Source organism: Devosia pacifica, from assembly GCF_014652635.1.
Lineage (GTDB): Bacteria > Pseudomonadota > Alphaproteobacteria > Rhizobiales > Devosiaceae > Devosia > Devosia pacifica.
The window spans coordinates 239,856-253,247 of record NZ_BMZE01000003.1 but is presented as its reverse complement, the minus strand read 5'-3'; the positions used below and the strand labels follow the sequence as shown (position 1 = coordinate 253,247).

Annotated in this window: 12 protein-coding genes and 2 riboswitches; of the genes, 10 read left to right on the top strand and 2 right to left on the bottom strand. The window is 61.4% G+C overall.

Annotated elements, in window-relative coordinates:
• The first annotated feature begins 39 nt into the window (after positions 1-39).
• The 3 genes from IE127_RS14065 to IE127_RS14055 all read left to right on the top strand — a co-directional run bounded on the left by IE127_RS14065 (position 40) and on the right by IE127_RS14055 (position 4,970).
• Positions 40-1,302: a M16 family metallopeptidase gene (locus tag IE127_RS14065; RefSeq protein WP_189426351.1), complete on the top strand. Its 1,263-nt coding sequence runs from the start codon at positions 40-42 to the stop codon at positions 1,300-1,302.
• Between the two features lie 14 nt (positions 1,303-1,316).
• Positions 1,317-1,928, top strand: a complete 612-nt coding sequence (locus tag IE127_RS14060) for a GNAT family N-acetyltransferase (RefSeq protein WP_189426350.1) — start codon at positions 1,317-1,319, stop codon at positions 1,926-1,928.
• Between the two features lie 153 nt (positions 1,929-2,081).
• Positions 2,082-4,970, top strand: a complete 2,889-nt coding sequence (locus IE127_RS14055) for an EAL domain-containing protein (protein WP_189426349.1) — start codon at positions 2,082-2,084, stop codon at positions 4,968-4,970.
• A 3-nt stretch (positions 4,971-4,973) separates the two neighbouring features.
• On the opposite strand, the gene IE127_RS14050 is transcribed toward IE127_RS14055, so the two are convergent.
• Positions 4,974-5,549, bottom strand: coding sequence for a YqgE/AlgH family protein (locus IE127_RS14050; protein WP_189426348.1), 576 nt, complete (start codon positions 5,547-5,549; stop codon positions 4,974-4,976).
• A 128-nt stretch (positions 5,550-5,677) separates the two neighbouring features.
• Between IE127_RS14050 and IE127_RS14045 the strand changes: the two genes are divergently transcribed.
• From IE127_RS14045 to gcvPB, 7 genes are all read left to right on the top strand, one after another.
• Positions 5,678-6,472, top strand: coding sequence for a protein-disulfide reductase DsbD domain-containing protein (locus IE127_RS14045; RefSeq protein WP_189426347.1), 795 nt, complete (start codon positions 5,678-5,680; stop codon positions 6,470-6,472).
• Positions 6,473-6,576: 104 nt separating this feature from the next.
• On the top strand, positions 6,577-7,068 hold the full coding sequence (locus IE127_RS14040) for a peroxiredoxin family protein (protein WP_189426346.1): 492 nt from the start codon (positions 6,577-6,579) through the stop codon (positions 7,066-7,068).
• Between the two features lie 17 nt (positions 7,069-7,085).
• Positions 7,086-7,679: a hypothetical protein gene (locus IE127_RS14035; protein WP_189426345.1), complete on the top strand. Its 594-nt coding sequence runs from the start codon at positions 7,086-7,088 to the stop codon at positions 7,677-7,679.
• Positions 7,680-7,718: 39 nt separating this feature from the next.
• Positions 7,719-7,806: riboswitch (glycine riboswitch) on the top strand.
• A gap of 13 nt (positions 7,807-7,819) precedes the next feature.
• Positions 7,820-7,922: riboswitch (glycine riboswitch) on the top strand.
• Between the two features lie 45 nt (positions 7,923-7,967).
• Positions 7,968-9,155 (top strand): glycine cleavage system aminomethyltransferase GcvT, encoded by a 1,188-nt coding sequence (gene gcvT / locus IE127_RS14030; RefSeq protein WP_189426344.1) that lies wholly within the window; start codon positions 7,968-7,970, stop codon positions 9,153-9,155.
• Positions 9,152-9,517: a glycine cleavage system protein GcvH gene (gene gcvH, locus IE127_RS14025; protein WP_189426343.1), complete on the top strand. Its 366-nt coding sequence runs from the start codon at positions 9,152-9,154 to the stop codon at positions 9,515-9,517. The genes gcvT and gcvH overlap by 4 nt, the downstream gene beginning before the upstream one ends.
• Before the next feature lie 12 nt (positions 9,518-9,529).
• Entirely contained in the window at positions 9,530-10,873 is a 1,344-nt protein-coding gene (gene gcvPA, locus IE127_RS14020) for an aminomethyl-transferring glycine dehydrogenase subunit GcvPA (RefSeq protein ID WP_189426342.1), read from the top strand.
• Positions 10,870-12,420: an aminomethyl-transferring glycine dehydrogenase subunit GcvPB gene (gene gcvPB / locus IE127_RS14015; protein WP_189426341.1), complete on the top strand. Its 1,551-nt coding sequence runs from the start codon at positions 10,870-10,872 to the stop codon at positions 12,418-12,420. Before gcvPA ends, gcvPB begins: the two co-directional genes overlap by 4 nt.
• Here the strand turns inward: gcvPB and IE127_RS14010 are convergent.
• Positions 12,377-13,354, bottom strand: a complete 978-nt coding sequence (locus tag IE127_RS14010) for a phosphotransferase family protein (protein ID WP_189426340.1) — start codon at positions 13,352-13,354, stop codon at positions 12,377-12,379. The genes gcvPB and IE127_RS14010 overlap by 44 nt on opposite strands.
• Positions 13,355-13,392: the final 38 nt, after the last annotated feature.

The window sequence follows — 13,392 nt, the reverse complement described above, 5'->3', positions numbered from 1 at the left end:
GGCGGCAATGGCCGATACGACATGGCTCGGGAGGACCGATTGAGCGTACGACAGACGACCCTCGAGAACGGGATGGTGGTCCTGACGGACAACATGCCCCATCTCGAAAGCGCCTCGCTTGGGGTCTGGGTGCGTGCCGGCTCGCGCTGCGAACGCAAGTCCGAGCATGGCATGTCGCATCTTCTCGAGCATATGGCCTTCAAGGGAACCACCACCCGTAGCGCCATCGAAATCGCCGAGACCATCGAGAATGTCGGTGGTGACCTGAACGCCGCGACTTCTATCGAACACACTGGCTATTTTGCCCGCGTTCTCAAGGAGGATGTTGTGCTCGCTGCCGATATCCTCGCCGATATCCTGCAGAATTCGAAGTTCGAGGAGGCCGAACTTGAGCGCGAAAAGCGCGTGATCGAGCAGGAGATCGGCGCGGCGCGCGACAATCCCGATGATCACGTGTTCGATCTCTTCCAGTCTGCCGCCTTTCCCGATCAGCCGATCGGTCGAACCATCCTCGGTACCGTCGATTCTGTCGGCGAATTCGGCCCTGACATGATCCGTAAGTACATGCGCCGCAATTATGTCGGTGATCACATGACCATCGCCGCCGCCGGCAACGTAGATCACGATGATCTGGTGCGGGTCGCCGAAAGCCGGTTCGCGGACCTGGCGCCCAACGGTGCGCCGGCGCCGCAACGTGCCGAGTACAGAGGTGGCGAGGAACGCCTGGTCTCCGACCATGAACAGGCGCACATCGTGCTCGGATTTGAGGGACGTGCCTATAATTCCGATGGCTTTTATGCGGTCCAGATCCTGGCCTCGGTGTTGGGTGGTGGCATGAGTTCTCGCCTGTTCCAGGAAATTCGTGAGCGGCGTGGGCTGTGCTACGCGGTTTACGCTTTCCACTGGGCGTTCGCCGATAGCGGAATATTCGGCGTTGCCGCGGCAACCGGTCAGGACGAGGTCAACGAACTGATGCCGGTTCTGATTGATGAGTTACGCCGGGCGGCGGAATCGATCACCGACGAAGAGGTGATGCGGGTGCGTAATCAGATCCGCGCTGGCCTGTTGATGTCGCTCGAAAGCCCCTCGGCCCGCGCCGGGCAGTTGGCGCGTCAGCAGATTCTGTGGGGGCGCCCCATTGCATTGCAGGAGACCGTGGACCGCATCAGCCGCATTACCGCTGACCGGGTCAAGGAGATTGCCCAGGCCATCTTCACCACCGGTACCGTTTCCCTGGCCGGCATCGGGCCGATCGATCACTTGCCTGATACCGCCACGATTGGCGAGCGTCTGCGCCGCTAGAGGGGAATAGTCTCGTGTTCTGGCCCTGGACGTCCTCCGAGACGCCCGTTCTCGAAGGCACCACGGTTCATCTGCGTCTGCCCCAGCTACGCGATTATGATCAGTGGTACGCCTTGCGCCGCTCCAGCCGCGATTTCCTGCGCCCGTTCGAACCGCGCTGGACCGAGCTTGATCTGGCGCGCAGCGCTTTTGTCAGCAGGGTGCGCCGCGGCCGGCAGGAAGCCGTCGAGGGGACCGACTATTCATTCTTCGTGCTGCGGATGAACAATGGAGCGGAAGAACTGCTTGGAGGCATCACCCTGTCAAATGTCCGCCGCCGCGCCGCTCAGCACGTCAATCTCGGCTACTGGATGGGCCAGCCTTTCGCGGGTCAGGGAATTATGACCGAAGCAGTCGGTGCCACGCTGCCTTTCATATTCGATACGCTGAGCCTTCATCGGGCGCACGCAGCGTTTCTTCCACACAATATGGCGTCGAGACGCGTGCTCGAAAAGAACGGCTTTGTCGAAGAAGGCTTCGCCGAGGCTTACCTGCAAATCGATGGCCGCTGGGCGGATCACGTGCTGTTCGGGCTGACGCGTGAGCGGTTCGAAAGCCGGCGCTATCGTAACGATTGGCGGGTGTGATTTTCCCGCCACACACCCCGGCGCTTGCTGCGCCGCGCAATCGAGGCTACCAAGGGCGCCGTCCCGCAAGAAGGACGGTGCGATGTCGGATCTACCGTCGTCGCGCCACCGGCTCGCCTTAATCAAGCCCACCGCAGGATATACTCGCCTCGAATGCGCCATCTGCTTGTTTTCGCTCTGAGCATTGCCATTGCCCTTGTTGCGGCTTGGCCAAGCACAGCCTTCGAGGTCATCACTGTTCCCGAAGATGTCAACGCCATCAATCTCACTGATGCCATCGACGTGGTGCCGGGAGAGAACGGGCGCGTGCAATTGTCGACCGCGCCCGACGCAACCGGCATTATCCGGCGCATCGAGGTGCTGGCCACCGAGCCAGACGCGGACCCATCCTGGGCGCTGTTCGCCCTGCGCAATGATACCGACCAGCAGATAGAGCGGCTTCTGGTGGCGCCGTTCTTCAGGCTTCCAGGCTCAGGTGTCATCCAGCCTGATCTTGGCAAGGAACGAGTGCGTGCCCTAACGCCGAGCGCCGGTATCCGCCCGCTACGCCAGGCAGATGCGGAAGCCGACGTTTTCGAGATCACGCTCGATCCGGGTGCGACCGTCACCTTCGTGGCCGAGCTGCATTCCATGCAACTGCCCGAACTCTATCTGTGGCAGCCTAATGCCTACCGTGACTATGTGAACTCGTTCACTTTGTTCCGCGGCGTGGTGCTCGGTGTCGCTTCGCTCGCGGCAACGTTCCTGACCATCATGTTCGTGGTGAAGGGGCGAGGTGTCTTTCCGGCCACGGCGGCGTTTGCCTGGGCGACGCTGTTTTATCTGCTGATCGATTTCGGCGTGATGGGCAGATTGCTCGGCATCTCCGCCGGCAACATGCAGCCATTGCGCGCTGCGGCCGAGGCAGCCCTTGCGACGGCGTTGGCAGGCTTTCTCTTCATCTATCTCAACTTGCACCGATGGCATTTGCGGTTCATCCATCTGGCGCTCGGGCTGGCAGCGCTTTTCCTGGCGCTGTTCGCATTTGCATTCTTCCAACCGGCGATTGCCGCCACGGTTGCCAGGCTTGTGCTCTTGCTGCTCGGCTTCTCCGGCCTTGTGCTGATTCTGTTGCTGGCGCTGCGCGGGTATGATCGCGCCGTCCTGCTGGTGCCGACCTGGATCATCGTCATCGCCTGGCTCTTCTACAGCTATCTGGTGATCTCGGGGCAGGTCTCGAACGATATTGCGCAGTCCGCTGTCGCTGGCGGGCTCGTTCTCATCGTCATGCTGCTCGGGTTCACCACTGTTCAGCACGCCTTCTCTGAAGGCCAGATGTCGATCGGAGCCTTGTCGGAAGTCGAGCGACGGGCATTGGCGCTCACCGGCTCTGGCGATTTCGTCTTTGATTGGAATATCGAGCGGGATCGGGTGACCGTCTCGGAAGAACTGGCGACACGGCTCGGCGAAAAGCGCGGCGCCTTGCGTGGCGCCATCAAGCGCTGGCTTGATCGGGTGCACCCGGAAGATCGTGATCGTTTCCGCACGGCTTTTGACACCCTCGTCGAACTCCGCCGCGGCAAGATTTCAAATGATATCCGGCTGGCCTGTCATGATGGCAGCTATCGCTCGTTCCGCATGCGGGTGAAACCTGTTGTGGGCGGCGATGGCCAGGCCAACCGCATTGTCGGCACGCTTCAGGACGTCACCGAAGATCGCGCCGCGCGTGAACGCCTTCTCCATGATGCCGTGCATGACAGTCTGACCGGCCTTCCCAATCGGCAACTGTTCCTGGATCGCCTTGATGCGGCACTGGCGCGCGCCCGCTCGCAGGGCGGCGTGGCGCCGGCCGTGCTGCTGATCGATATCGATCGCTTCATGGAGCTCGAGGAACGCATCGGGCACTCTGCCGGTGATAGCGTGCTCTTGGCGATTTCGCGCCGGATCTCACGCAACATGCGCCCGCTCGATACGGTTGCGCGGCTCGGAGGCGATCAGTTCGCGGTGGTGCTTGCATCGGATCAGGCCGCCAACAAGATCGCTGAAGTTGCCGAGCAGATCCGCAAGGCGCTCAAGGCCCCGTTCAATTTTGGTGAGCGCGATCTGACCCTCTCGGCCTCGATAGGCGTGACGGTTTACGATTCCAATCCCGCCAGTGCCGAGGATGTGCTGCGCGATGCAGAGCTTGCGATGTACTACGCAAAGCGGCTCGGCGGCGATCGCATCGAGGCGTATCGTGCCTCGGCGCGCTCGATCAGCGCCTATAATCGCGCCAATGAGGAAGATCTGCAGCGCGGTATGAACCAGGGCGAGCTGCAGGTCGAGTTCCAGCCGATCATGGACATCGTCTCGGGCAGGATCGCCGGTGCTGAAGCTCTGATGCGCTGGAACCACCCGACCCGTGGCGCCGTGGCGCCCTCGGAATTCGTGCGCCTTGCGGAGCGTGCAGGGCTGATCGACCAGCTCGGACGAATTGCCTTCGAGCAGGCGATCTACCACACCGCAGACTGGCTGGCGGCGGTTCCGGACCTGCCCGAGGAGTTCTTCGTGTCGGTCAACCTGTCGCCCAATCAGCTGACCAGCGAAACGCTTCTCAACGATATCCGCACAATGGTCGGCGAGAACCACGGCGCAGTCCGTCACATGAAGCTGGAACTGACGGAATCTCAGGTGATGACCAATCCCGAGCATTCCGTCTACATGCTCGAAGCTCTCAAGGCTCTTGGATTGGGTCTTGCCCTTGATGATTTCGGCACCGGCCACTCATCGCTCAGCTACCTGCATCGCTTCCCGGTCGATACGATCAAGATCCCCGCCGATTTCGTGCAGATCAACGAAACCACGGGCGGCTCCTTTACACAGGGTCCGATCATCCGTTCGATCGTGGCGCTCGCCAACGAGCTCGATCTTTCTGTCATCGCCGAAGGTGTTGAAACCACCGAGGAAGTTGATCGACTGCGCGAACTCAACTGCCGCCTGGCACAGGGCCATGCCTTTGGCAGCGCCATGCCGGCCAGCGAGTTCAGCAAATTTATCGCGGCGCAGGCAGCGCGTAAGAGCTAACGGTCAGGCGTGACCAGCTTCGGAACTGAGGCTGGCGCGCGAGATGTTGAGACTGTCGAGCGCTGCTGTATAGCGCTTGTGCAGCGGCACATCGAACAGCAAGTCTCGGGAATAGGGTACAGTCAGCCAGCCATTGGCCAGAATTTCCTCTTCCAGCTGGCCGGCACTCCAGCCGCAGCACCCCAGTGCGAACAGCGAGGCCCGCGGCGCCGGCCCAAACGCCATGGCCTTGAGGATATCGAGCGTTGCCGTCAGGCAGATATCGTTTGCGGCCGGGAAGGTGTTCTCGCTGGCATAGTCGGAAGAATGCAGCACAAACCCCCGGCCTTGCTCAACCGGTCCGCCGCGCACCACCTGCCGTCCCCTGATTGAGTCCGGCAGCCTGATCAGCATGTCCGGATCACCAAGATTGAGCTCGTCGAGAACGTCCCCGAACTCCATCTCCGGCACGCTCTGATTCACCACCAGCCCCATCGCGCCGTCTTCGCCGTGCCCGACCAGATAGATCACGCTCTCCGCGAAGCGCTCGTCCATCATATCCGGCATCGCCACCAGGAATTGGCCTTCAAGTGTGCTCATATCCTGATAGTAGGGTCTGCGCCTCACGCTGCCAAGATGTTGGCGCGCACGGCTTTGTCACCGCAATTCACGAAGCGCTGATCTACGCGAAGCTATTTGTTCACCATATGCTGCGCTAATAACGCACCATGATCCGAACCGCGTCAGTTCTGTCCACCATAGCCGCCTTGCTGCTGCCGAGCCTGGCATCAGCGTCTGAAACGCCCTGGCAAGAAATTGCCCCGGGCGTTGAAACGCGCGTGGTTGGCGCCGGCACGATCACGGCTGGCGAAACGCAGGTGGCTCTGGAACTGCGCATGCCGTCGGAGATGCACACATATTGGCGCATTCCCGGAGAAACCGGCCTTGCCCCAGAATTTGCCCTCTCCGAGGGCGGCGCCACGATCAAATTCATTCACTGGCCACACCCGGAGGTTGCGACGATCTCGGGCTATGTCGATTACATCTATCGTGGTGCAGTGATGGTGCCGATGACAGTCTCTGTTCCGGAAGGCGTGACCGGCCTTTCACTCGCGGTGCAACTCGGTATCTGCTCGGAAGTGTGCATGCCGGTCATGGCGGATTTCGATCTGGCTCTTGATGGCCTGGCCGATCCCGGAAATGCGCTGCGCATTCGTCAGGCTTTGGCGGACGAGCCGATCTTGTGGGACGGCGCAACGCCGCCTGTCGAACTCGAGGCTTATGATGCAGAAACGAATGCGCTAACGCTGCGGGTGCAAGATCCGGCGATCGAAGTTTCCAGCATGCTCGTCAGCGTAGCCGATGGTGAGCCGCTGTTTGGCCCCGCATCGAAGGCAGGGGATCTAATAACGGTAGAAATCCTTGATGCCGGACGGCCCGACCTTCTGGGCACTGAAATCAACATCGATTTCGATACGTCGAACGGCCCATATCGCTACCGCACCAGACTTTCCACCGATTGATCCACAACGCCTTGCATGCCATCTGATAGCCGCATATCGACAACACGATCGGGTTTTAGTCAATTTCCGCCAAAACTGGCGCGCCTCGGAGTAGAGCGGACCGCATGATCGAAACTGGACAATCAATCCCCGACTTGCCTACCCGCCTTGTTTCGGGCGGCGAGATCGAGGAAACCTCGACGCATACTGTACTTGGTGATGGCTGCGTTGTGCTCTTTACGGTTCCAGGTGCGTTCACGCCCACCTGCCACCAGCAACATCTGACCAGCTTTGTCGACAATGCCTCGAAACTGCGCGCCGCTGGTGTCGATCGGATCGTGTGCGCAAGCGTCAACGATGCACATGTGCTCAAGGCATGGGCGCAGGCCTCTGATGCCTCAGACATCGCGTTCCTCGCTGATGGCAATGCAGAACTCGCCGAGGCGACCGGTCTTGCGCGCGACATGTCTACCGGCGGTATGGGAACGCGATTCACGCGCGCCGCGATGATCCTTGAGGATGGCGTCGTGAAACATCTGTTTGTTGAAGAAGCGCGAGGCGTGACGGGTAGCGGCGCGCAGGCTATTCTGATTGCGCTCGAAGCAGCGCGCGCTTGATCAAGAGGGTACGATTTATGCATCCGACGACCATTTTCACCTGGCCACGGATCGCGCGCGGCCTCTCGGCAGTCGCTGTAGCAAGCGCGCTTGCAGGCTGCTCGATGGGCTCGATGTTTGGCGGTGGCAATTCGACCGCCGACGCCAATCTTGCCAATGCGACGCCGAGCCAGCAACAGATAGCGGCGGCCCAGGCCAATGCCTTGCCTGCAATCGCCACCGAATGCCCGCCGATCAAGGTCCGCCAGGGTGGCGAAGCCATGTTCCGTTACTCCGGCAATAATGTCGGGGTTGCAAGTCAGCTTCAGTACCAGGGCGTGATCGACGAGGTCAGCCGCAACTGCGTGGCCTCGAACGGGCAGATCCAGGTGACCATGGGGGCATCGGGCCGAATCCTTCTCGGTCCTCAGGGCTCGCAGTCGCAGGTGACGGCGCCAGTCCGCTTTGCCGTCGAGCGCAATGGGCAGGCCGTCTTCACCGAGAAATACGACATTCCCGTTTCCGTCGCTGGCAATTCCGGCGAATTCCTCAAGGTGGTGGAGAACGTCAATATTCCCTATCTTGGCGGCGAGAGCATCACCATCTGGGTCGGGTTCGATACGCGCGGCTGATCCGGGCAATTGACTGCAGCGCAGATTCTGCGCATGGTGCAAAGGACTGCGGGAGAGATCGGCTTAGGCCGGCGCCGAAGGAGCAACCGCCCCGGAAACTCTCAGGCAAAAGGACCGCAGTGTCCGGCTAGGGCCGGACAGGAATGAACTCTGGAAAGCGGATGACGCGCGAGTGTCGTCCCACCGAAGGAGCAACCGGTGAACGCCGGGAAATCTCTCAGGTGAGAGGACAGAGGGGGCGCGTGCATCCTGATGCATGCATTGCCACCTCATGTCCGGAACGAGTTCATGGCCGAACGCCAAGATACCGATCTTCTTCGTACGCCGCTCTATGATCAGCACGTCGCTGCCAAGGCGCGCCTGGTCGATTTTGCAGGCTATGCGCTACCGGTTCAGTATGAAGGCATCATTGCCGAACATAAGTGGACGCGGCAAAGCGCTGGTCTGTTCGATGTCTCCCACATGGGGCCGGCCTTCGTGGCGCTTGGCAGCCCCACGGGCGATGCCGATCAGGATCATCACGCTATCAGCACACTTGTTGAGCCGCTGGTTTGCGGTGATATCGCCGGGCTGAAGCCGGGGCAGGTGCGCTACACGCTTCTGCTCGATGAAACCGGCGGTATCCTCGACGATCTGATGATCGCGCGCCCGCCGGCGGGCGATGCCAGCGGCATGCTCTACATTGTCGTCAATGCCGCAACGAAAGACGCGGATTTCGAGCGCATCGGCAAAGCGCTCGGTGCGGCCGCGAAGCTGGAGCGCGCCGACGATCAGGCGCTTATCGCTCTGCAAGGCCCTTCGGCAGCCGAGGTGATTGCCGACTTGATGCCGCAGGCGGCGCAGCTCTCTTTCATGAACCACGCTCTCGTCTCGTTCGATGGCGAAGTCATCCGCATTGCGCGGTCCGGATACACCGGCGAGGACGGATTCGAGATGCTGGTGCCCGCCAGCGCGGCCGGAGCCTTGTGGGACCAACTCGCTGCCGACGAGCGTGTGAAGCCGGTTGGCCTTGGCGCGCGTGACAGTCTGCGATTGGAGGCGGGTTTGCCGCTCTATGGGCATGATCTCGATGCCACCACCTCACCGATCGAGGCAGGGCTCGGCTTTGCCGTCTCGAAGCGTCGGCGTGAAGCGGCAGATTTTCCGGGGGCGGAGCGCATCCTGCGTGAGCGCACTGAAGGCCCCGAGAGAGTTCGCATCGGACTTCATATCGAAGGGGCACCGGCCCGTGAGGGCGCCGAAATCCTAGATCCCGAGGGTAACAAGATCGGCGTCGTCACCAGCGGCGGGTTCTCACCATCTCTCGGCCGCGCCATCGCGCTGGGTTTCGTCCCGGAACATATGAGCGATCCAGGCACAGCGCTGCAGGTGCTGCTGCGTGGCCGCGTGCAGCCTGCCACCGTCGTTGAAACCCCATTCGTACCGCACCGTTACGTTCGCAACTCCAAGACAAAGCCTCAGGGACCAGCCGCATGACCACCAAATTTACTGAAGACCATGAATACGTGACCGTCGATGGCGACACCGGCACTGTCGGTATCACTGTGTTCGCGCAGGACCAGCTTGGCGATGTCGTCTTCGTGGAGCTGCCTGAAGTTGGCCGTGAACTCAGCAAGGGAGATGAGGCTGCGGTGGTGGAATCGGTCAAGGCCGCCTCTGAAATTTATGCGCCGCTGTCTGGCACCGTCACCGAGGTCAATGCGGCGCTCAGCGGAGAGCCGGGGCTGATCAACCAGGATCCTGCTGGTGCTGGATGGCTGTTCAAGCTGACCGTCCGCGATCACGCTGAGCTCGAAACCCTCATGGACGAAGCCGCGTACGCCGAACACGCGAAGTAGGACCCTGACATCATGCGCTACCTCCCGCATTCCGAGGCCGAGCGCGCCGAAATGCTCGGCGTCATCGGCGTTGATTCTATCGAAGCGCTATTCGGCGCAGTGCCCGAAGATCTGGTCGCCAAGAGGCCGCTCGAGCTGCCGCCGCACAGCCCGGAATATCTTGTTGAGGCGCATATGCGCCAGCTGGCCGGGCGGAACCACGCGGCCGGCGATGGGCCGTTCTTCCTCGGTGCCGGGGCCTACCGGCATCATGTGCCAGCGAGCGTCGATCATCTCATTCAGCGCTCGGAATGGTTGACTGCCTATACGCCATATCAGCCGGAAATCTCGCAGGGCACCCTGCAGATGCTGTTCGAGTTCCAGACTCAGGTGGCGCGCATCACCGGCATGGAAGTGGCAAACGCGTCGCTGTACGATGGCTCGACCGGCACGGCGGAAGCGGTGCTGATGGCGCGCCGGCTGACGAGGCGCAGCAAGGTGCTGCTGTCCGGTGGGCTTCATCCACACTATCGCGATGTGGTGCGTGGTTATCTGCGTGACGATGATGATCTCGTGTGCCTGTCGGCTTCACCAAGCGGGCAGGGCGATCTCCTTGATCGTATCGACGAGGACACCGCAGCCATCGTCGTCCAGACCCCGGACTTTTACGGGCATCTACGCGACCTGAAGCGCGCGGCTGAGGCGGTGCACGCCGTCGGTGGCCTGCTGATCGCCGTGGTGACGGAAGTCGTGTCGCTCGGCGTCCTCGAAGCGCCCGGCGCACTCGGTGCCGATATCGTTGTCTGCGAAGGGCAGTCGATTGGCAACGCGCTCAATTTCGGCGGCCCCTATGTCGGACTGATGGCGACGCGGCAGAAATTTATCCGTCAGATGCCGGGCCGTATCTGTGGAGAGACTGTCGATGCGCAGGGCAAGCGTGGCTATGTGCTGACCTTATCGACGCGTGAACAGCATATCCGACGTGAAAAGGCCACGTCCAACATCTGCACCAATTCCGGGCTTTGCGCGCTGGCGTTCTCAATTCATCTGTCTCTGCTTGGAGCCGCCGGGTTCACACGGCTCGCCCGGCTGAACCATGCACGCGCTTGTGCGCTGGCCGATGCGCTCGAGCAAATCGATGGTGTAGAGCTGTTGAACAAGACGTTCTTCAACGAGATGACAATACGGCTCGATCGCCCGGCTTCCGGCGTTGTCGATGCGTTGGCGCAGAGGGGCATTCTGGCCGGGGTTCCCGCATCGCGGCTGGTTCCGGACGATGATCAGGTCAACAACCTGCTCATTCTCGCCGCGACGGAACTCACCTCGGATGCTGACATCGAAGCCCTTTGCGCCGCTCTGAAGGAGACGCTGGCATGAGCATGAACACCAGGGGGCGCCCCACCGGTGCCGGAACGCCTTCCACTCTCGCCGCCAACGGCGCCGCGCTGCTACCCGATGAGCCGCTTCTGTTCGAGATCGGTGACACCGAGCACTCAGGTGTAGACCTGCCGGACGCGGAAATCTCGACTGCTCGCCTCGGCGGCTTCGAGCGCACTGCACCGCTTGATCTGGCCGGTCTTACCGAGCCCGAGGCTATGCGCCACTATGTGCGCTTGTCGCGGCTCAACCATTCGATCGATGCCGGCTTCTATCCGCTCGGCTCGTGCACCATGAAGCACAATCCGCGCCTTAACGAGAAGATGGCGCGGCTGCCCGGCTTTGCTGATCTGCATCCGCTGCAGCCGAAATCCACTGTGCAGGGTGCCTTGGCAGTGATGGAAGAGCTGAGCCATTGGCTGCTCACCCTGACCAATACATCTGCCGTCGCCCTCACACCGAAGGCCGGCGCTCATGGCGAGTTGCTGGGCATGATGACGATCAAGGCCGCTCAGGAAGCGCGTGGCGAAGCGCACCGCAAAATTGTTCTGGTGCCGGAGAGCGCGCATGGCACGAACCCCGCGACGGCGGCGTTTCTCGGCTACAGCGTGAAGGCGATTCCAGCACGTGAAGATGGCACCGTCGACGTCGCTGCTGTCCGCGAGGCGCTGAGTCCTGATGTGGCTGCGATCATGCTTACCAATCCCAACACGTGTGGCCTGTTCGAGCCGGATGTGGTTGCGATTGCAGAAGCGGTTCACAATGCCGGTGCGTTCTTTTACTGCGATGGCGCCAATTTCAACGCCATAATGGGCGTGGTGCGTCCCGGTGATCTCGGCATAGACGCCATGCACATCAATCTGCACAAAACCTTTTCGACGCCGCATGGCGGCGGTGGCCCGGGGGCAGGGCCGGTCGTGCTATCCGAGGCGCTTGCCCCGTTCGCGCCGGTGCCGTTCGTGCGGCGAAATGCCGATGGCAGCCTCGATCTTGTCGAGCACGCGGAGGCGCAGTCGCTTGAGCGTATCACCGCCTTTCAGGGACAGATGGGCATGTATGTGCGTGCTCTGACCTACATGCTCAGCCACGGCGGCGATGGCCTCGCGCAAGCGGCCAAGGACGCGGTTCTCAACGCCAACTACATCAAGGCACGACTTGCGGATGTGGTCACCGTCTCGTTCCCTGATCACCACGCAATGCACGAGGTTCTGTTCGACGATCGCTTCTTCGAAAGCACCGGCGTTTCAACGCTCGATTTCGCCAAAGCGCTCATCGATGAGGGCTTCCATCCGATGACGATGTATTTCCCGCTGGTGGTGCACGGCGCGATGCTGGTCGAGCCTACCGAGTCCGAGAGCAAGCAAACGCTGGATGCCTTCTGTGACGTGATGCGCGACCTTGCCAATGATGCGCGCGATGGCAACACCGAGCGCTTTTCGGGGGCTCCGTATACGGCCCCTCGGCGTCGCCTCGATGAAACTCGCGCAGCACGCCAGCCGATCCTTACCTGGGAGCCGGACGACGCCCGCGCCCAAGCTGCCGAGTAACAATCGTCAGAGCCTGCTGGAACGTTTCCAGCAGGCGGCTTTCGCGTTGCGGATCACGCGGCCCTTCATTGCCATTGAACGCCATGCCTTGCTCCGCCATCAGATCGGCGACGAACAGCGCGACATAAAACCTGAAGATGATATCGTCCGCGTGCCCAGCGGCCCCCATCCAGGCGTCGATATAACTCAGAGGCCCGCCATATGCCCTGATGACTGCACTAGTGAGCGCCGGCGCGTAGCGCGGATCGCCGAAGCAGAGATCATCGACATCGACAATACCCGAGAACCGGCCCTCGGCGTCGATGAGCACGTTGCGCGTGGTGGTGTCGTGGAGGAAAGGCGTTGCCGGTAGAGCATCAAGCTCCACACGAAGTGCGTCGAGAAGGCTTTCGAGCGGCGCGACGATGGTCTCAACCTCAAAAACACCATTTGCTTCGAGGCGCCTGCGCGAGCGAGACAGGCTGGCGGCGACGACATCCGACCATCGCGTATGCGGCGCTGCCTTACCGCTCGCAGAAAAGCCATAGCGCTGCGAGACACCGACGCGCGCTGTCGCTGTCTGGGCATCTGCCACATGCGCGGCGATGGATCGCAGTTGTTCATAGCTCAGGGCATGGAGGACATATTGCAGATCAGTGCCGGCAACCCGCTCCATCGCAACAAACGGCCAATCTGCCTCGAAGGCATGACCGATGATGGCGGGCAGCGGCACGCCATGAGCAACGAGCTGACTGTGGAGTTTTACGCCCTCGGAAAGCGCCACCCTGCGTTCTGGCGCTCCCATCCGGATGACGATCGGTGCACTATCTTCGAATAACACCTCAAAGACATAGTGTCCTGAGCCCGTGCCGAAGCGTCGGACGCTGGCGGGTGTCCTGCCGGTAATATCCCTTGCGGCTGAAGCGGCATCGCTCTCGTTCGGAGCCGTTCCCATTGCTGCCTCACAAAAAAAGAGGCGGGCCCACTGAGCCC

Coding starts and splice junctions, on each gene's coding strand:
- IE127_RS14055 (WP_189426349.1), top strand. CDS start 2,082: ATGCGCCATCTGCTTGTTTTCGCTCTGAGCATTGCCATTGCCCTTGTT.
- IE127_RS14050 (WP_189426348.1), bottom strand. CDS start 5,549: ATGAGCACACTTGAAGGCCAATTCCTGGTGGCGATGCCGGATATGATG.
- IE127_RS14045 (WP_189426347.1), top strand. CDS start 5,678: ATGATCCGAACCGCGTCAGTTCTGTCCACCATAGCCGCCTTGCTGCTG.
- IE127_RS14040 (WP_189426346.1), top strand. CDS start 6,577: ATGATCGAAACTGGACAATCAATCCCCGACTTGCCTACCCGCCTTGTT.
- IE127_RS14035 (WP_189426345.1), top strand. CDS start 7,086: ATGCATCCGACGACCATTTTCACCTGGCCACGGATCGCGCGCGGCCTC.
- gcvT (WP_189426344.1), top strand. CDS start 7,968: ATGGCCGAACGCCAAGATACCGATCTTCTTCGTACGCCGCTCTATGAT.
- gcvH (WP_189426343.1), top strand. CDS start 9,152: ATGACCACCAAATTTACTGAAGACCATGAATACGTGACCGTCGATGGC.
- gcvPA (WP_189426342.1), top strand. CDS start 9,530: ATGCGCTACCTCCCGCATTCCGAGGCCGAGCGCGCCGAAATGCTCGGC.
- gcvPB (WP_189426341.1), top strand. CDS start 10,870: ATGAGCATGAACACCAGGGGGCGCCCCACCGGTGCCGGAACGCCTTCC.
- IE127_RS14010 (WP_189426340.1), bottom strand. CDS start 13,354: ATGGGAACGGCTCCGAACGAGAGCGATGCCGCTTCAGCCGCAAGGGAT.